We start from the raw sequence: 19,990 nt of genomic DNA, 5'->3' as shown, positions 1-19,990 counted from the left end.
GTGTCCTACGCTGAACAGTCCTCCGGTAAATTCGGGGACTGCCGTCCTGGGAACAATGTTCGACGGCCACCTTTCGGCCATATCTTCAATGACCTGAATCGCCGCTTTCATCTTTTCGTCATTTCTAATCTGATTCAATTTTGCATCCGACATTTTATGGACTCCGTTAATTGATTAGCCCTGATGATACGTTGGTACATATAATCCAATAAGCGTGCCAGAGCTAAAATGTGTGATGCAAAAATGTATTAAATTATATAAAACAGGTAGATAGGTGTATATCTGGAAAGCTTGAGAGGATTGTACGGGGAGAGATAAGACTTGAGAAAAGAATAAAGTGAAATATTATTGAAATATTATTTCAGTTCTGATTCCTCCAACTTTTTGAGAAATCGATGAAGTGTTACTCCTTTCAGTCCCAAGAGTAGACTGAAAGAACTCTGGCTACCTGCCTTTCGAACACACTCCAGAAGTGTCTTTTTGAGAGCGCCGGGCTGGAGGATGAAATTGCAAACTTGATCGAGGGACGTTGTTTTTGTTCCTTTTAATTTTCTTTTTGCCAGAATCTTTGCGTTGCGAGCCTCTTGGCAAGCATTAAAAAGCCTTTGTCTGAGCGAAAAATTATTCTCGAAGGTGGGAAATTGCAATTCTGGCCCTTTTAATTCTTCTGAAATGATGCCATCTATCGTACCGTCAGCTCGCGTAAAGTCATCAAATGGTATAAGGGAAAACACTTTGCTATTAGAGTTGATAGAATCATCGCCAAATATCAATTTAAATGCAGTGAATACAACACCTGCAGGAAAAGTTACCTTCTCGGTGCCTAATTTATGAAAGTCAATTGTAATTTTTCCTTCGGCTGTTTTGATAACACGGGTTCTCAAAATACCTCGACGCCTCGCATTTTGATATTCAAGATTCCATCCATTTTCTGGTTCAGGATACCTGGAAGAAAATGTTGTTGGTAAGAAATTCCCAAAGAGTGATTTGTTGATATACGTTATTTCTTCATAGGAAAGCGACAAATCACGTCTCAAGATTCCGTCGAACATTGAAGTAATTGTAAAAATTGTAGACCTGATGTTCTCTAAGTCGTTTGTCAAGTTGCTAGGTAGATATTTTGTCGCACTGCGCATTTCGCAAGCACCCATGCACTCAAGTTCAAACAATGTTTTTCTCAATTCTCTGATGTTCCCAGGCCAGTTATGGCTGAGCAAAAGTAAGAGCTCAATTGGTGACAGTAGTAGTGGTGGTGAATTCTCTGCAATGAAATGGAGTATATCCTCGCGACGATTGTGCAAGGGTGGTACGTCTACGACAATTCTGAACCGGTCTGTCAAATCTGCCCTAACAGGTGTATCACCCTCAGTATTCATAATCGCAATTATTCGTAATTCTGCCTCTTTCTCTACTCGACCTCCTACGGGAAAAAATTTGTAAGTCTCCAGGTAGACCAAAAGCTTGGCCTGACTCTCGATAGATAGGCTATTAAATTCTTCTAGGACAATTATTTTATTTTGTTCGCCCGCAGTTTCAAGGTGGCCACGTGTGTCTTTTTTTGCATCTGTAAATGCTCCCTTAACATACCCATAAAGCTCAGAATCTATAAGGTTTGAACCGAATGTAGCGCAATTCAAGCGGACAATTTCTGGTTGACCCTTTGGGTGCTCTTGAAAGAGTTCAAGAAAAAAGCTTTTCCCTGTTCCTCGTGGTCCGCGAATGAGTATATGGTCAAAGGGGTTTGCTTTTTGCAGCATTGCATTAAACCTATCAATCTGATACTTCAGGCCTGGAGTTTGGATATATTTCGTCGACATCGAGTGTACCTTTTTATTTTACAATGTTATTGTTCAACTGTTGGTTGTTTAGCTATAGCATCATTTCAATTCTCATTATCCTATTCACCAACCATTCTCTTCATACAAAGAAGACATACCCCCAATCTCAGATTGAATATCTAAAGCAAGCTTTTCCGGCTCGAGCACCCTGGCTTCCTTTCCCCAAGATAAAACCCATCTCTTCAACTCAAACATATGGTTTACAGTAAGAGACAGGGCAATTGATCCGTCTTCATTGTCAGAGATGTGCTGGCTGGGGTGCCATTTACGTTCAAGAATATATGGGACAACCTTTGGAGAAAACCAGATTTTGACGTATTCTTCGGCTTTACCCCAGTGCACTCCAAAACGACTTCTGGTGATTTGATGAAAATTGAAGGTCTCTGGTATGGTAAATGTTTTTTCAATTAAAGTGGCCTGGCTTATCCTGGAAAGGCTGAAATTACGGATTTCGTTGCGGAGGTGGCAGTGACCGATGACATACCAGTCTCCATCGTATCGGACAGCATGGTAGGGATCTATTTCTCTAGTTGTCGGGCTTTGTCCCGGTGGCTGGTATTCGATCTTGAGCTTTTTTAGCGCGCGCAGGCCATTAAAAACGGTTTGCCAAATATCGTGGTGGATTGTTGTGCTTGGAGGCGGGAAGACAGTAAACCTGGTGTTGTCTCCGGGAGATTTCAAGGCAGTCTTTTCCGGTAACGAGTCTTGGATTTTTTTATAAACAGAATGAAGACTATCAAAGTAAGGTGTTCCCTCATATTGCAGCAACAATTCTTCTGCAAGGTATATGGCAAAAAGATCGCTCTCTTTAATGGAGATGGCCGGTAGTTTGAAGTTTTCTTCTGTGTAGTAATATCCTCGGTATTTTGCGGAATACTCTAAAGGGGCTTCCAACTGATAGCGCATATAGTCCAGGTCACGCATGATGGTTTTACTGCTCACTTCCCACTCCTCAGCCAGAGTGCCGCAATTAGGGTACCGGCCCTCACCGATTTTCCTGTCGATAAATAACAATCTACTGTGCTGTGGCTTATACTTGCTCATGGCTTCATTCCTGTCTTTTTGCTCATTCATTATTTGTCCTATCATGCATGGTATCTTAGAAAAGAGAGAATGGTCAAATAATCTTCAACGACAGGGGGAAGATATGGAATGGGTCGTTTTTCTAGCTACTGTTATCTTCATCGTTTACCGACTCTTTTGGAGTAAGAAACGTCAGTGCGATAAGAGAACTCAAAATGTTTGCGATCAACCTGCGGGTAAGAAGGAAACCGATGATTTTGCCGGTGGCTCAGTCGGGGGATTTTTTCTTCTGGAAGAAATTGTCGATTCTGGTAACGGTGGGCAAGAATCAACAAATCAAGGTTTGGCTCAAAATGAACAAAGAGAGGATGACTTTTTTGAAGAGGAGTTCTTTGAGTAGAAGATGCCAAGCTGTCGCATTTGCAAAAATGATCACCCGTGAAATTCTCAGGAAATTCTTGAAACCTTAAAAATAACATAAATACAGTAAGTTGCCCTGTAGTTGCATTTATAGAAAATTATCGTATAATACTGCTCATTCATCCACATACATGTTTCTGAACATGACCTAATGTTCTGATATTCAAAGATTAACGGCAAAAATGAAAGAAATGCTGTGCAGGATATTTGCGTCCTGCAGTCGGGGTATCAAAAAATTAGATTTATTGCTTCCTGAGGTTGTCCCTGGAGGTGCTGGAACATTTGTTCTCACCATTTCTTTATCTTCAATGAGGAGGTTTCTCTATGCTCTGTGCCAACTGTGTTCATTGGACGGTAGAACTCTTTTCTTATTCAGCGCTCAAGGATCGTTGGACCAGCCTGATCGGGAACGAAATAACCCCGGGCTACAAAGACAAGTTCATAAAGGAAAGTGAAAAGCTGTCGGTTGATTTTGACCATACGAGGCTCTCTTTCAAGTATTGCAGTAAAGGTTGTCTGGATAGGTTCTACATCATGCGCAACCCACGTGATGACCGGCCTAAGAAATTGATTTCCACATGCTCTTCATATTCAACTTCTGCAGCCGCAAAAGAAGGTATCCCAGTCCCAGGACCCTTATGGGCTATTTGTACGACGGAATCCCATGGAACCTCACGAATTGAGGGGCAGGTTTTCTATCCCGGGTTGTATGAAAACTCAACGTACTTCCGGATTCCAGCACACCGCAATATTCTGCCGGAGCTGAATGCCAGTGGGAATTGTGTGATTTGTGACAGCCCTTTTCAGCATGGGATTCGGATACAGGAGGTCTCGCATTTTTGCTGCAACAAACATTACCTCGAATGGTGGAGAGCTCGTAACCCTGAGATGTTCAAGAAATTGAACAAGGATTATGAAAAATATCCTGACGTAATTATGGAGAAAAAGTGATTTCAGGGCGCAAAATAGATTCATTATCAGCGGATTCAGTGAAATATTTCGAAATTTTTTTACAATTCGAATGAAAACAGAATGTTATAGAGATCAATTGTAGAAGATCAAAAGCAGATCAGTGGCCTTGGCAAATGGATTGCCGGCTGATCATATCCTCATAATGAGACGAATAATACCCAACCATTCAGCATGCGATTGTTGAAGTCTTACCTGATAGGACAGTGTCTGTCGTATCACGAGTAGTATAGTTTTATTTTAAGCGGAATAATATCTGGCAGCATAAAAAGATAAGAATTTTATATGGAGAACAATATGACATTGCCCTTACAATTCAGAGATACCAACCGTCAATTCAACCCTACAGATATGCTTCCCTTCATAAAATCTATAAAAGCCGAGAAACCAGTTCAGCTCAAGAGTCTTGAAATCAAAGTGTCAGTGACTGGCATTTATGCTGAGACAACCCAGGTAATGCACTTTTATAACCCCAATAAGAGAGCCTTTTCGGGTGAGCTGGTTTTTCCGCTGCCAGAAAATGCAGTGGTCTGTGGCTATGCACTCGATATAGATGGCATCATGAGAGATGGGGTGGTTGTCCCCAAGCAAGAGGCTCGAAAGATACTGGAGGCAGAGGAGCGAAAAGGTGCCGACCCAGGTCTTGTTGAGCAAGTTCAGGGGAATGTTTACAAGATCAGAATCTACCCATTTCAACCTAAGGGTACGAGAACAGTGAGCATCACCTATATAACGGAACTTACTGTAAGCGGTAATGAAGCTGCGTACCATCTCCCACTGAGTCATGCCGGACAGGTAGAAGAATTCGCTATAAGGGTAGAAGTAAATCAAGCTCCATGCCCCCCGGAAATCACCGGTGGTCAGGGCAATATGACATTGACTAGTTGGCACCAGGCGTGGGTTGCAGAGGCGAAACTGACCAAAGGATTAGTAACGGAGGATCTTCTCATACGTCTACCCGATCTGCCCGCCGAATTAGTCATGGTCGAGTCGACTGAAGATGGTGAATGTTTTTTCTGTATAAGCACTGTGAGCCGGGAAAAAGTCGCAGTCGATAAGTGGGTGGCCAAAAACATAGCTATTGCCTGGGATGCTTCTGGTAGCAGAGCGCAGATAGAGCGTGACTTCGAGTTCCTGAAAGCGCTGTTTGAAAGTTGGCAAACGCTTAGCGTTCATGTTCAGATATTTCGTAACCAGATTGAAGAACAAATTCATGTCTTTGAAATTCGTGGCGGTGATCCAACCGAACTCGTTCAATTTCTGAAAAGTCTGCCGTACGATGGTGCAACAGATCTGGCTTCGCTGGATTTCAGCTCGTTTCCTATTGATGAGTGCGAAGCCTGGTTTCTCTTTAGTGACGGGATGGATACCGTAAACGGCATATTGCCGGTCGTATCTGACAAAAGAGTTTACACCATTAATTCAAGCCAGAAAGGCAACGCCCCGTATCTGGAGTATCTTGCCGATCAGAGCGGTGGGGCCTATATCAATCTGCTCAATACAAAGCCCAAAGAGGCAGTTACGCAGATATGTTCCATTACGCCAATAACCAAAATTATCAGTTCTTTTGGGTGTGAAGATATCAATATCAGAACTGGCATGGGCAGAACGAACATCACCGGCAGACTAGAGGCTGAAACCGGGAGTATCTCTTTGCAGTATCCAGACCTTTCAGAGGTTGAGCTGGTAATTGTATCTGCAAATTCTAGTAAAGGGAGGCTTATTGGCAGACAGTGGGCAGGCCAACAGATCCAGAAACTTTCTTTGACTCAAACCTCTCAAGACGAACAATTGTTAATACTGGCTCGTCGTTTCGGATTAGTTTCGTCAGAAACTTCGCTCCTTGTCCTTGATACAGTTGAGCAATATGTCGACTATCGTGTTGAGCCTCCTGCTTCACTGCCTGAAATGCGGGAGGAATATTGGGATGCTATAAAGGGTTTCTCTGAAGATAGAGATGAAAAAAAGAAGGCACATCTTGAAGACGTTGCCAGAATGTGGGAAAGCCGGGTTGAATGGTGGGAGAAAGAGTTTGCCAGCAATTCCAAAAAGCCGATCAATAGACAGAATGAATCTCAAAGAACTCTCCGTCGGGTCTCTGCAGATGAACTTCCTCCGTCCTTTTTTGCTGAAAGTTGCAGGGACTACGCCCTTGATATCAGCGATGCAGATTCATTTGGTCGTGAAGGTGGTCATGAGTGTTACTCCCCTGACGAACCTGACTTGGCTCTTCAGTCCCACTCAAACACTGAAAATTTTGAAGAGGATCATGGAGCTGAAGCGACCATATCCATCAAGCCCTGGAACCCTGATACACCCTATATTACCAAACTGATAAAGGCAGAGCCTTCAGATCGATACCAAATATATCTTAAGCTGTGTTCTGAAAATAAAAACAGTCCATCTTTTTACCTTGATTGTGGTGATCATTTTCTAAAACAGGATCAAAAAGTTCTGGGTATCCGTATCCTTTCAAATTTACTGGAAAGTGGGTTGGAGGATGCTGCATTGATGCGGATTTATGCTTGGCGTCTTCAGCAGGCAGAAGAACTTGATGCCGCAATTACTATCTTTGAGCGGGTACTTGCTCTACGTGACGATGAGCCCCAATCGCATAGGGACCTGGCACTCGTTTTGGGGAGCCGCTGGAAGCGTGATGGGAAAGAGGATGACATCATAAGGGCTATGCAGCTTCTCTATGAAGTTGTGTCCAATGAATGGAACCGTTTTCCTGAAATTGAGATTATCGCTCTCATGGAACTCAACCGTTTAATCTATCTTGCTAAGCAAAAATCTATAAATATACCCGAATACATTGATAAGCGCCTGATCAGAAATCTCGATCTGGATTTACGTATCTCCATGTCATGGGACGCGGATCTGACGGATGTTGATCTTCACGTCTTCGAACCGACAGGAGAGCATGCCTATTATGCTCATAATTTGACTGACTCTGGGGGACTCGTTTCAATGGATTTTAGAGAGGGGTATGGCCCAGAAGAATATGTGCTCAGAAAAGCTGTCCCGGGAAGCTATAAGATTAAGGCACACTATTTCGGTTCTCACCAGCAGACTATATGTGGGCCATGCACGGTGACTGTAACAGTTTTCACCAATTATGGCCGGGCTGATGAGTCCCGCCAGGTCCTGACACTGAGGCTCGATGCATCAGGAGACGATCACCTTGTCGGTGAGGTCGAAATAGCCGGAGCTGGCAAGCAAAAAGCGAAAACAACATTTGATGAATTGATCGCTCCCTTTAAAAAATTACGACAAGGGATGACGATTGATGAAGTAACCAGTTTGGTTGGACAGCCTCAGGAGATTGAGAGAGACGAAGAAAATATGGAAATTGTTCTCAATTATATGCTGCAGGAGAAAGTGACTCTTCAGGTTTGTCTGGGGCCTGAATTGACGCGTGTGAGGCAGGTCGTAGACGGTGCCTGTATAGATTTAAACTTTTCAACCTGAACAAGTGTCACATTGTGGTAAACTTGTAGTGAATATAAAAACTTAATTGACATGTATACTTTAAGGTGAGATTCTACAATATCTTCAAATTAGATACGGATGAAAATCATGCGGTAGCCAATTGAAAACTGTTATTGGGTAGTTTCTGGCAAATTACTAGCGGGAGAATATCCGAGAAACAAAGATGAGGAGTCCTCACGGGTAAAGATACACGCTTTGAATTCTGCAGGAGTAAATGCTTTCATTGACTTGACGGAGGAAGACGAGAATTTGCTGCCAGAGCTTAGATAATAATATCAAAAGAATGGGGGCGCCTCTGTGTTTGAAGCAAATATTAGATGGTGCCTTTGCCGAATTATTGAGGGATTGAATCGCATAAGCTGTTGAGAATTTTCTGAAATATTGCGGAATGCTGGTTGACAAGTTGGTCAATTAATGTAGACAATGACGACGTATTTGAAAATAGATAGTTAAAACAGACAAATACTACATGGTGGCAGGCGTTTGTTTTGAAAGTAATAGGCGAGGATATTATGGACATTAACTCTCAAACAGTTCTTTCCATGGTACTGAAATAGTTTCAAGATTTGAAAGTTACAAACTTTATAATGGATAGTGAATCAATATCTCATCTAGCCAGTCCTAGCCATTCGTCGATTAATAAAAGTGAAATATTAGAAGTAATACAGAAGTCACAAAGAGCTCTATCTGTTGCTGAAATACGTACTTTTATTCGTTCGAATTTTGGCAAGGTAACTCCTGATTACTCTCTCACACGTTTATTAAGAAGCCTTTCAAGTGATGGTCTTGCAAACTATTCACAAGGCAAATGGAGTTCTTGTGCTGGGAACATAGGGCGAGGTGGCAAAACTGCATGGAAAGAGCGGCCTGCTATAAATATCCCTCTACTTTCTCCTTTTGGGCAAGAGGCCCTTGGTTCCACATCAAAAAGAAGTACAAAAATACAAGGGAATAAAGAAGCAAACAAAAGCCCAACTTCAGTTGTCGATCCTACTCAACCTACATTCATATCTCCAGGCCCGTGGACAAAGTTTCGAAACCTTGTCGCTTATTATAAAGAATGTATCAGAAATGAAGAGGGAGCAGAGGCCTCCGCATATCTAAATGAATATGGTAATCGGTATTTATATTTTTCTCAGTTAGGAGAGTGGTACCCCAAGGTTAGCCGTAATTGGATACATACTATTCCTTTTGGGCAGCATCTCTCAGGATTTGTAAAAGAATTGGAGAAGGCTGGAGATAGCACTGTAGTTGTTTTGGGTTATCCGCTGCAGTGTGTATACATCAAGAAAGAAAATGAGCCCGAAGTCGCAATAATCCGCCCTGTATTTCAATATATTTTGAAAGCAAACTTCAGTCATGGCGGGTTGACTTTCTCCACATTAAGTAATCGGCCAGAATTATGCCTGGATTGGTTGAAATATGCTTTCTCATCACATGAACAACAACGAAATTTTCTATCTGCTTGTGGACTTATAAACAGTTCGAATGATAATGATGACGTTGCCGATTATGATCAAGGGCATGGAGTACCTGATCTTAGGACACTTGCAACTACTCTTTCAACATTTCTCTCTAAAAAAATCAAAGAGCCCCTACAAATCGACGAAATTTCATCTGAACCTTTGAAGACACCTTTTGAAACGGGGATCTACAATAAAGCGGTGATAATGATAGGGAGTAGGACAAGATTCACCAAGAAATTATTGGATGAACTTACCGCGATTGAAAAAACAGATGATTTAATATTGGACACAACAGCATTACAGTACCTATTTCGTGATGGAACGGAGGAAAATATTGCACCAAGCTCTGAAGGAAAAAATCACGAATCTTGTGTCTTTGATACTGATTTAATGAATGTTGACCAGAGACAAGCTGTTGCTGCTCTGATGTCACGCAATTTGTCTGTCATTACTGGACCACCAGGCACCGGAAAAAGCCAAGTAGTCTGTAGTGGAATTGCAAATGCCAGGTTAGCAAACAAGACGACTATTTTTGCGAGTAGAAATCATAAAGCAATAGATGCAGTTGTTAACAGGTTGAGAGATAAGGGGGACAGACCGTTAATTGTTCGAACCAATTCCAAAGAGGATCCAAATCTAAGATATACTTTCTCGACTGCAATTAAAGAAATACTTTCAGCGAATTACGACGTAATTGCCAAGGATCGCTTTGAAAAAATAAGTGTCAATCTCAACTCTTTGCTTGAGAAAAGAGGAAAAGAAGCTGATTTGGCTTATGCCGTGCAAGCTCTTCGTGATGAGTTAGGAGAGTACGAAGAGCAACTGGCAGAATTGGCAGATCAGATTCCCAACGAAGTGGTGAATGTTTTAGCTGAAGCATATGCCAGATTTCCTGTCGGCAGCATAAGAAGGCTAAATCAAATCGTTTCATTGCATGACTCCAACAGAGATTTTCACGCCATATTAATGAGGGTTCTAAAAAGCTCATACTTAACATTGACGTTTCCAAAGTGGTTGTATGTGCGCTCGAAGCTAAATGACTATAAGCATGGCCTGAAGTTGCCAATTCTTGAACTGATCAAAAACCCAGCCTCAAAGAAAAATTTAATAAAGCTGCTGGTATTAGCAGCTGATTATGCGGACTTAAAGGGGAAAATTACTCCATTAGTGTTGCAGCAAAAGGAATATCCCAATTTCGAAAGTCTCACAGCTTCGATTGAAGCCGTAAGTGAGCGAATTGCTAATTTAGCAACAGATGCCTTGGCACTGGATCTTGATAGACGAAATGGCTTACAGCCTGGCACAATTCTTAGAGAGGAACTGGCATCATTAAAGGTTGCGCTTAAGGCAAAGCGTAGTGGATTTGTAGATGAACATGATCGCAAGAAAATCAGTGAAATCGTATCGAGTATTACCCCTATTTTGTTGGGTCATTTTCCGAGTTGGGCAGTAACCAATCTTTCAATAGGATCCAGATTACCACTTGTGCCAGGTATGTTTGACTTGGCTATAATAGATGAGGCTAGCCAGTCTGACATCCCTTCGGCAATACCAATTTTATTTCGAGCAAAAAGAGCAGCGGTTGTTGGTGATCCAAACCAGTTAACGCATACATCCAAAATCTCTATTTCCAAGGAAACGCTGCTTAGAAAGAGGGTCGGGCTGTCCAAATTTGAGGATTTAAAATACTCATACACGGAGACATCACTTTATGATCTTTTTGCACAGGCATCACAAATACAACCCGCCTTCTTAAGTTCCACATACAGAAGTGCTGATTCGATCGCCCAATACTCGAATTCTACCTTCTATAGTGGGAAATTAAATGTCGCGACAGATTCTTCAAGGCTGAAAGCTCCTACCGGTACCCCAATTGGAATTAACTGGACCCATATAAACGGAGAAGTGAAATCCGCAGGCGGCGGTGGATGTTACTGTGCTGAAGAGGTCGCAGCAGTAGTTGAATTGATTGAGAAAATTCTTAAGGATATTAATTTTCAAGGCACCCTGGGTATTGTTACTCCATTTCGACAGCAAGCTAATCGAATTCAGGATGCGATTTACCAATATGGTTTAAATTTCGATGAGTTAGGCAGAGTTCGTCTTCATGTCGACACATCTCACGGCTTCCAAGGTGATGAAAAAGATGTGATGATCTTTAGCCTATGCGCCGGGCCCAACATGCCACGAGGATCTCGTGAATTTCTCAGAGAAACCGGAAATTTATTCAATGTTGCGGTTAGCCGTGCCAGAGCGGTTTTGCATGTTCTTGGTAACCTTACATGGGCAGAAAGTTGTGGTATCAAGCATATTCAAAATCTGGCTAGACCACCTCAACAGCATAGCAGGCCAGAAGAAAAAGGTAAGTGGCATCCACATGAATCACCGTGGGAAGAAATACTATATAAGGCACTTGTCGAAAAGGGTGTGGTGCCGATTCCCCAATACCCTGTTACTGGACGCCGACTCGACATGGCACTTGTAGGTAATCAAAATAAGTCTAGAAAAATTGATATAGAAGTAGACGGCGATAGGTACCATCGAAACAGGGATGGTTCGAGAAAGAAAGACGACGTCTGGCGCGATATTCAGTTACATGGAATGGGATGGATTGTAATGAGATTCTGGGTTTATCAGCTGAGAGAGGATCTCAATGGTTGCGTAGAAAAAATTGTGACAACTTGGAGTGAAAAATGATTGACCGTGACCAAGATGATAGTTCTCAAAGTAGTAAGCAAACGAGCAATAAAAAGACACTTGATACGTTTTTTCCATCAACCTGGTTTCTGGTTTTGATGGTAGGGGTTGTGTTGGTTTTCAATGTTATAGTTGGTGTTAAGGTATTTTCGCTGCAAAAAGAAAAAGCCGTGATTGAAATACTAAAAACCAAATATGAGTCCTATGAAAAAATAATCCGAGATGTAGAGGATAAAGAGGAGAGGCTGCGAATACTTACTCAACAAATTGTACCACTTGAGAAAAGAAAGGATAATGCCTTAAAAGAAACTGCTGCAAGCAATGAGAGGATCGAAAAAAACAAAGAGGAACTGAGTAAATTAGTGGCCTTAAAAACAGAGGTTATTGAAAGACGAAATGCTGCTCAAACAACCGTAGCGGAACTCAGTAATGAAAAACAAACTCTACAAAAAGAGAAAGACAAGCTTCAAAAAATGGTCGCTGAGTTGAGCGTAGAGGAAAAAAGTTTAGAACAGGAAATAATAGAAAAAAGGCAACAATTGAGGACTACAGAAGAGAATATTCTTGCAGCAGAAGTGAGATTAAAAGATCAGCAAAAATACATCAAGGAGGTCTCTGCCGCGAATAGTAGCTTTGAAGCCTTAAGAGAACAACTGGCAGAATTCGCCAAAAAAATGGATGAAACACAGTCAAGTGCTGGTGAAAGGATCAAAGATCTTAAAGAGGTAATCGTTGGTATTACAGTTGAGAAAGATCAATTGTCCTCACAGGCTAGCAATCTAACAAATGATGCAAAAATTTTTGCACAATCGAATGCTGCTATTACAGAAGAAATTAAGGGCCTTAAAGGACAAAGTAAAGAATATAAATCTGAGGTTGAAAGTATAGCAACAACTTCCGGACAAATGAAAAGTATTGCAGAGGCTATTAAAGAATCTGCGACAAATTTAGAAGTTGATCAAGCACAGGTCAGCGCAAATGCAAAGACCATGAAAAGTAACTTGGAGCAGGTAGCAACAACTGGTCAAGAGCTTGCACAAACCAATAAACAATTCACTGTTGCAGTTACAAGTGTAGCCTCTCAAGGGGAAAAGATTGACAAATATTTACAAAAGATAGTTGATTTGCCGGATATGAAAGCGCAGTCATTTGCTTTCCAGAAGATTCTAGGTGAAATTGAAGAACTTAATAAAAAACTTTCTGAAAGAGTTACTGCTGTTCAGAGTAGTTTTGATGGAAAAATTGCTGGAATGAATCTCTCTTTTGGTTCACTTGAAAAAGATGTTACTGACATTTCGCTGAAAATTAATGGTGTGAAACAAGCACTAGAAGAACTAGCAGCTCGTACTCAGGATATAAAAAAAGAGCGGTCAAAAACTGATTCGCCAGCCGAGTGAATCAACAGGATTTTATAAGAAAATGCTTCAATTATAAATGGACATAAAATGGATTCTTTAAATTTTCAAGAAATAATACCGTTGTCAGTTTGGGCTTTTTCATCAGCAGTTGGCGTAATGGTGATATTGATTGCGATGTTTCTATACATCTATTACCGCAAAAGACTCCAGGCTGTTGTTGGTGATGGGAGTAATGCTGCTGAACTTGCTGGTAGAGTAGAACAATTGAGGAAGGATGAAGACGCTATCCGAGATTGGTTAACTGGACAAAAAGACGAACTGCAAAACGTGTCAGCTGAGCGGAATGAACAAGAGATTATACGTGCCGAGCTACAGAGATTAGAGCAAGAATGTGCGAGAAACGAAGAATTCAATCGATCTTTGCGGGATGAAGTGGGTAGTTTTGAAAATAAAAAACATTTGTTGTCAGAAAAATGTCAAAAGCTAGAACAGGAAATTAGTGACTCGGGAAAATATATAGAACAACTTCAGAGTAAAAAGGCGACCCTGGTACAGAGTATTGACCAATCTATTTCAGAAGCTAATGAGAGGGAAAAAGAGTGCAATCGCCTTACTGCATTGCAGGAGCAGAAAAGCTCTGAGCTGCGGGGTTTGGAACACGGATTGAGAGAAGTTAAAAACGAGGTTGAGTCCCTTAGATATGAATACGATACATTAAGAAAAAAGGTTGAAACATTAAGGGAGCGTGAGACAGAGATCGATCTGATGAATCAGAAGATGCTCCAATTGAAACAGGTTCTGGATGAGACTAGAAATGAAGTGGCTATTCAGCAGAGATTTGAAGACGAAGCAGCTCGAAAAGTAAAAGGTTATTCTATAGATATCCAGAATCTACAAAATAAAATAAGCGATTTTGAAAAACAAATTCAAGACCTTGATAGCCAAATTAAAAATAAAATAAATGAATTTGGGAATGTAGATCGGCAAGTTGGTGAGGTAAAAGAATTACTTCGTAGTAAGCGAGATGCATTAGTTGAGATTGAGAGAACGCTGGCAGGAAAACAAGACATAGAAAAACAGATTGTATCGAAAATTCAAGAAAGTCGTGAGGCGGTCGAAAAACTGAAATCTGAAGAGACCTCGCTGAATGCTTCGATCGCAACCCTCAAGGTTTTAGCAAAAAAATATAATAAGTCACTTGGTGTTGATGAAGGTGTTGATGGTGGAACCAAATACCGAGATCTATGGCACCCAGTGACATTCCCTGTTCTAACACCTGCTTCTAGTATGCCTAGTGAGCAGGTGATGCTCAGAAACACATCCGACTATATCAAATCCCAAAACTTGTATTTTCCCGAGCGAGTATTGAATGCTTTTCATACTGCTCTGAAAGTCAATGATATCTCACCACTGGTTGTCCTGGCAGGAATCAGTGGTACAGGTAAGAGTGAGCTTCCAAGACGATATGCTGAAGGTATGGGGATACATTCTGTTATTCTCGCAGTCCAGCCACGTTGGGATAGCCCGCAGGATTTGTTTGGCTTCTATAACTATCTTGAAGAGCGGTATAAAGCAACAGAACTTGCTCGGGCAATGGTACAATTTGAACAATTCAACAGACCGCAATGGCCTTTGCCCGAGGGGTGGAAGCACGATCGCTCCGACCGAATGTTACTTGTTCTTTTAGACGAGATGAACCTCGCTCGCGTTGAATATTATTTTAGTGAGTTCTTAAGCCGCCTTGAGACCAGGCGGGGAATTGATCTCACTAATCCTGAAGAAAGAGCAAAAGCCGAAATTTCCCTTGAGATGGGAAGCTTAGCTGAAGGTGAAAAACCAATCAGGTTGTTCCCAGGCCAAAATGTTTTGTTTTCAGGGACGATGAATGAAGATGAAACGACCCAGGCATTGTCTGATAAAGTCCTCGATAGATCTTGTGTTCTGAGGTTCGGACGTCCAAAGCGTATCTCTGCGCAGGAGATTATGCGGCCTATACCGCAAACTAAAGCTGGCTTAACCTTTGAGCAATGGAAAACATTTTTGAAAACAGACTTACTGTCTCAGGACAAAGATAGAGTCAATGGCTGGATCAACAAGCTTAATGATGCGATGGAACAATTGGATCGACCATTTGGGCATCGAGTTGCACAGGCGATACAAAGATATATTGCAAACTATCCGAGCTGGATTCCCAATAGGATTAATCTGGCAATGGCTGATCAGATCGAACAGAGGATTATGCCTAAGCTTCGCGGCATTGAAATTGGTCAGGCCGCCCAGCCACTAAAAGAGATTCAATCAGTTATCAGTGAGTGTGGAGATCAGGACTTATTTCAGGCATTCAAAAAAGGGGCAGAATCAGAAGAAAAAGGATTTATATGGAGAGGGCTTGATAGATCCGAGGAATACAATTAATGGGGCCATTGCTTTCTTTAACCCCATGGGGGATCCAGGAGCAAACCTCTCTTTTATCAACAATAAATGGTGATAAAAGAGAGTCGACTATCTCTGGACTGTGTTGTCCTCGGCTCATAGTGCCAGCAAATTTCCCCCCTAAATTCGGTCGTAAGAATAAACCCTTGCCGCGTGTTTCATTCCCTTTTCGCTGGGATGGGAAGATCTATTCATCTTTTCAACTCCCTACCGACCCTAAACCTAATAATGCACCTCATTCTTTATCTACAAAGATATCTCTGAACAATATCAGTCATGAAATAATTCAAACTGATATTGTTGGCAGGCCTTCTAGCAAACACGAAAATCCATTTGGTCGTAGTGTCGAGGGTTTTATTGACTGGCAGATCCACTGTTTCAGGGAACTTTCAGATAATGGTCTCGATCTGGATGAAATGGAGGAAAAGACAAAGAGCATCATACGTCGTAACTGGTCCGCGGTTCGAAAAGTTTGGATAAGCAATAAAGATGATGAAGCCATTATGGCACTTATTGTGCTGCTTGCCCAGGATAGCGATCTTCTCCGCTTATTTGAGACAATTGCAAACCAGCCGAGACATATCTTATTGCGCCAAAGACAATATACTAGCCTAGGACGAATTCAGGAGCTTGATTCTGCTTGTATCAGAGATTTCGCCAGACGACCAGGGCGAACGATTTATGAAAAAGCAGGTTCCAGGCAGGAACTCTTAGCGGTACAGCGGGTTGAGTCACGAGACACCTTGGAAAACCGTGTTTTCATCTGGGTGATAGGGCGTATGATAGAACGAGCCTGGAGTTATGCTGCCACCAATAGACATCACTTACAAAGCAATAGGGTGAAGCTTGTCACCCGATGTAACAGGCGTTGTTCGGAGTGGCAAGCGGTAGAAAGCCTAAAGGAGGTTGCGGCAGACCACCTGCACCACCCTGTTCGACCCAACTATACTCTTCAGATGGACGCACGATATTCAAAAGTCCATAAAACATATAAAAAACTCTTACGAGAGCAGCAAGTGTTTGACGATGCCTGGGAGTGGCAAAGGAACTTATGGTCAGAATCAGCACGACAACTAATGTTCTGCACCATGACTGAGTTCTACACAGAAAATTATGTTAGTACCGCTTATTATCGCATGGAGGGGGAGTATGGTGCGTGGGCCGAGACACCTGTAGCACCAGGTCCTTTTGAGACTCAAGGAGGAACTTGTTTTGTTGTTGACTCAAGAGACATCTCGACCAATTCAACTGATTGGACTGAGAACCCGCCATTTGATTTCGCTCCCCACGTTGGTAGCGTTGGGTGTGACCAAGTGCTGTATTGGCCGAAAAGCGAAACATTAGTTATCGTATGGTTTGTTTATTGGACAGGACCATCAGCGCACATTCCTGCAATGATAAATAGTGCAGGTTTAGCGCTTAGAAATTTATCTTCAGATCTTCATCGATACACAAGAATTCCATACAGATGTTACGGCCTAATGTTAATTACTGAGGGCAGGGGCTCCTCAGAGGTGCCCGGTGTGGGAGTAGACATTTGGCCATCGTCCGGAGAATCTGAAACAGTAGCATTAAAAATACCATTTAATATTGACCTGACCTCTTCTGCTCAATTTGAAAACCTCATCGAGGATTTTAAAACGGGAATTCAGCTCGCTATAGATATGGCATGCTAGAGTGAATATGAAGCCTTTAAATTCAAATTGTATTGGTATTGATCTTACGCAAAGTGTTCCTCACGTGGCTGTTTCTTCAGGTCCCGCTGAAGCAGAGAGTAGTATCCCCGCCAGTAGTCCTCCTGCGGCGTTGCTGCCGGTACTGCGAGGTGAGTCAATCATAGTAGGTCCTGCTGCTCACAGACATAGAAGGGGTGTTGGAGACCTTTGGCCACCAGAGAGTCAGGTTCCTGTTAATGATGATTACGAAAACGGAACAGGACGTGTGCCGCTGGTTTGTGCCTGGACGAAATTGGCCAGTCTCTCAAGCCACGGGTTTTCAGGTATTCTTGGCGACACAGATATTTCCTGGAATCCAACCGGACATAGGAGGCTCAGCTCTTCGGCTGAAAAACTAATAGCTGCTTCTATTCAGGTCTGGGAGCAGAAATATAGTGCTCAAAGAACGGTGGCGGTAATACCCGATAGTTTGGGAGAGGCAGCTCAACAGGCATTGGTAGACAATTGTGGTTCCTTTTTGATTCCACGGCCGATTGCAGTTGCAATGTCGTGGTGTAGAAAGAATGCAGACAGATTTTTGAATGAGGATATTAAATCTGCAAAAGGGATTCCATTAGGCCATCTCCTTGTTATTACCATGGCATTTGATCGATGGGAGGTTGTGCCAATAGAAATACGAGGGATGCTTTACAAAGAGAAAATATGGCTAGTTCCAGTTCGAAGTCGTGTTGCAGGTGGCGGAGAGTTTCCACGGCTGGGGGTCAATTTTTGTTTGGCAATGGCAAGTAGGAAAATTTCATTGCAATACATTTGGGGGAGTGTTTTTGGGGGAACCAGTTCCAGTGACATCGAGGGAAGAAAATCCGAGAGTAAAGATCAGTACAGTGGGGTGAGGGCTTGCATAAAAGACGGTTTCCCTCCGACGTCCAGGAGTTTATTTGGGGGATTGGATGGTTGGAAGGAAATATTTTCCAGTACCCCAATTTTGCTTCCTGAGGACTTTAAAAATCTCTTGTTGAAAAATTACAAAAATCAACTATCCAAAATTCCTGGTAACGCACAGCAGAGGTGCCTTGGTGTTGTGGTAGATGGTTCCAGCACAAACATTCCAGTTGCTGAAAATCGCTCATTGGGCGAATTTGTCTTAAGTAAATTTATGGAAGACAGAGAAACCAGCATCTCAAATGGAGAAGAAGCTGCGAAAGGAGCTGCCATTACGGCATATGCGCTGGAACATAATTTGCCATCATATCTTGAAACAATTATACCAATAGACATTCATTATCATGGGAAAAATGCAAAAGGCGATTATGAAAATGCCTATAAGCGTCTTGTTGCAGGAAAAACGGTAAGGGCTGGTAAAGAATATAAATCCAAAGAACCAGTTCGTGGTCTGAATATTACACAGGGTGAAAAGAAACTGACTCTTACTCTGCGTCGCTCAGAAGGAAAAGAAACGTTCTTCTTTCGTAGGGTCACCGCTGAAATTCCAAAACAGACGACGATAGATGAAGAAGTAAAAATAGTCGCTCATCTCAAGCCAGGACAAGGATTTGCTAGGGTTTTCATTGATTCTGTAAATACAGGTGTTTTTAGTTCCAGGCTTGATTGGCGAACAATGGAAGAGTGTGAGGAGCCTGCCCCTCCTCCTTTGGCCTATCTACCAGAAGTTTCTCGTGTTGTTCATGAGGAATACATGTGGAGAGATGCTCAATTTTATGTTGAAGACGCTATCAGAGAGCTACAGTTAGGGCGAGGAAAAGATTTAATAGACGCTATGAGAGAGGTCAGAGAACCTGGAAAGTTTAATCAGTGGCCAATGGCCGATTCTTATGATGAATTTCGTGGGCGTCCACCTCAAGGTGATATTTTTCGTCACTATGGAGTTTGTCCATCTGATGGCGATATTGATAGTGTTTCTGATCCTTCATTGATGAAGCTCTTTGCCAACGAATGCGCTATTAGATTTGTAAGTGACAAAACAACATTAGCAGAAAGAAAGCAAATTCAACAAACGGCCTCTTGGATGTATTTGGCTTGTCCGCCTGTGATTATCAACCATGCCAGAAAAAATTTACATAGAACATTAGCCCAAATATCACAAGAAGATTTACATACGATAGGCTTATGCTTCTGTAAAGCAGATGATATGGCATTGTTCTTTAAAGCCCTTGAGCAAAGACTTAAACAGGGCACTCAAGGTGTAAACAATTGGCTAAGAGCTTGCAGAAATATTGTTCGCTTTCGCGACTCAGCTTTGCATTCAGACGTAATTCCAAACAATCGATTGGATACCATTGTAAATAGAGTTTTGAAAATTCTTGATGGGCAAGTCGAAGCAAATAACTTTAGCACTATTTTCAATAATTGCATTTTGACATGCCTCTATTTGTTAAAGCGTAGAAGGTATGATCCAGGGTTTCTGAGCAAGGAAAATGATCCGCACGATACATACCGTAGGATTGAGGACGTTCTTGAGGTGCTTAAAAAGAAACAATCGAGAAACTTAAATGACAAACAAAACAAGATCATTGATACGACATTGAAATTTCTCAGAAAAAAAGGAAGCAAGAAAGACTTGGATGGCTCTGTCTTGACTGGATAGGGCAATGTTCTGT

The 19,990-nt window shown here is 42.0% G+C and carries 10 protein-coding genes; 8 read left to right on the top strand and 2 right to left on the bottom strand.

All coding sequences use genetic code 11. The features are described 5' to 3' along the window. Positions 1 to 356 precede the first annotated feature (356 nt). Together FCL47_RS08820 and FCL47_RS08815 are read right to left on the bottom strand one after the other, a co-directional pair. Entirely contained in the window at positions 357 to 1,817 is a 1,461-nt protein-coding gene (locus FCL47_RS08820) for a sigma 54-interacting transcriptional regulator (RefSeq protein WP_136813134.1), read from the bottom strand. Positions 1,818 to 1,901: 84 nt separating this feature from the next. Beyond that, positions 1,902 to 2,912, bottom strand: a complete 1,011-nt coding sequence (locus FCL47_RS08815; RefSeq protein ID WP_167496431.1) for a YafY family protein — start codon at positions 2,910 to 2,912, stop codon at positions 1,902 to 1,904. A 73-nt stretch (positions 2,913 to 2,985) separates the two neighbouring features. Between FCL47_RS08815 and FCL47_RS08810 the strand changes: the two genes are divergently transcribed. The 8 genes from FCL47_RS08810 to FCL47_RS08775 all read left to right on the top strand — a co-directional run bounded on the left by FCL47_RS08810 (position 2,986) and on the right by FCL47_RS08775 (position 19,977). Next, entirely contained in the window at positions 2,986 to 3,261 is a 276-nt protein-coding gene (locus FCL47_RS08810) for a hypothetical protein (RefSeq protein WP_136813132.1), read from the top strand. 344 nt (positions 3,262 to 3,605) lie between these two features. After that, positions 3,606 to 4,232 carry a hypothetical protein gene (locus tag FCL47_RS08805; protein WP_136813131.1) on the top strand — a complete coding sequence of 209 codons (627 nt, stop codon included), beginning with the start codon at positions 3,606 to 3,608 and terminating at the stop codon, positions 4,230 to 4,232. A gap of 315 nt (positions 4,233 to 4,547) precedes the next feature. Continuing rightward, entirely contained in the window at positions 4,548 to 7,721 is a 3,174-nt protein-coding gene (locus FCL47_RS08800; RefSeq protein WP_167496430.1) for a VIT domain-containing protein, read from the top strand. A 608-nt stretch (positions 7,722 to 8,329) separates the two neighbouring features. Beyond that, entirely contained in the window at positions 8,330 to 11,905 is a 3,576-nt protein-coding gene (locus FCL47_RS08795; protein ID WP_136813129.1) for an AAA domain-containing protein, read from the top strand. Beyond that, on the top strand, positions 11,902 to 13,302 hold the full coding sequence (locus FCL47_RS08790) for a hypothetical protein (protein WP_136813128.1): 1,401 nt from the start codon (positions 11,902 to 11,904) through the stop codon (positions 13,300 to 13,302). Before FCL47_RS08795 ends, FCL47_RS08790 begins: the two co-directional genes overlap by 4 nt. 48 nt (positions 13,303 to 13,350) lie before the next feature. Beyond that, positions 13,351 to 15,678 carry a hypothetical protein gene (locus FCL47_RS08785; protein ID WP_136813127.1) on the top strand — a complete coding sequence of 776 codons (2,328 nt, stop codon included), beginning with the start codon at positions 13,351 to 13,353 and terminating at the stop codon, positions 15,676 to 15,678. Continuing rightward, entirely contained in the window at positions 15,678 to 17,372 is a 1,695-nt protein-coding gene (locus FCL47_RS08780) for a DUF2357 domain-containing protein (protein WP_136813126.1), read from the top strand. The genes FCL47_RS08785 and FCL47_RS08780 overlap by 1 nt, the downstream gene beginning before the upstream one ends. A 7-nt stretch (positions 17,373 to 17,379) precedes the next feature. Next, positions 17,380 to 19,977: a hypothetical protein gene (locus FCL47_RS08775; RefSeq protein WP_136813125.1), complete on the top strand. Its 2,598-nt coding sequence runs from the start codon at positions 17,380 to 17,382 to the stop codon at positions 19,975 to 19,977. Positions 19,978 to 19,990 lie beyond the last annotated feature (13 nt).

Source organism: Desulfopila sp. IMCC35006, from assembly GCF_005116645.1.
Lineage (GTDB): Bacteria > Desulfobacterota > Desulfobulbia > Desulfobulbales > Desulfocapsaceae > Desulforhopalus_A.
Note: the sequence above shows the minus strand (reverse complement) of the source record. Positions and strands in the feature narration are given on the sequence as shown.

What these genes read in the sequence shown, in the direction of transcription:
- FCL47_RS08780 (WP_136813126.1), top strand. Translation starts at nt 15,678, where the DNA reads ATGGGGCCATTGCTTTCTTTAACCCCATGGGGGATCCAGGAGCAAACC.
- FCL47_RS08790 (WP_136813128.1), top strand. Translation starts at nt 11,902, where the DNA reads ATGATTGACCGTGACCAAGATGATAGTTCTCAAAGTAGTAAGCAAACG.
- FCL47_RS08810 (WP_136813132.1), top strand. Translation starts at nt 2,986, where the DNA reads ATGGAATGGGTCGTTTTTCTAGCTACTGTTATCTTCATCGTTTACCGA.
- FCL47_RS08785 (WP_136813127.1), top strand. Translation starts at nt 13,351, where the DNA reads ATGGATTCTTTAAATTTTCAAGAAATAATACCGTTGTCAGTTTGGGCT.
- FCL47_RS08795 (WP_136813129.1), top strand. Translation starts at nt 8,330, where the DNA reads ATGGATAGTGAATCAATATCTCATCTAGCCAGTCCTAGCCATTCGTCG.
- FCL47_RS08805 (WP_136813131.1), top strand. Translation starts at nt 3,606, where the DNA reads ATGCTCTGTGCCAACTGTGTTCATTGGACGGTAGAACTCTTTTCTTAT.
- FCL47_RS08815 (WP_167496431.1), bottom strand. Translation starts at nt 2,912, where the DNA reads ATGAATGAGCAAAAAGACAGGAATGAAGCCATGAGCAAGTATAAGCCA.
- FCL47_RS08800 (WP_167496430.1), top strand. Translation starts at nt 4,548, where the DNA reads ATGACATTGCCCTTACAATTCAGAGATACCAACCGTCAATTCAACCCT.
- FCL47_RS08775 (WP_136813125.1), top strand. Translation starts at nt 17,380, where the DNA reads ATGAAGCCTTTAAATTCAAATTGTATTGGTATTGATCTTACGCAAAGT.
- FCL47_RS08820 (WP_136813134.1), bottom strand. Translation starts at nt 1,817, where the DNA reads ATGTCGACGAAATATATCCAAACTCCAGGCCTGAAGTATCAGATTGAT.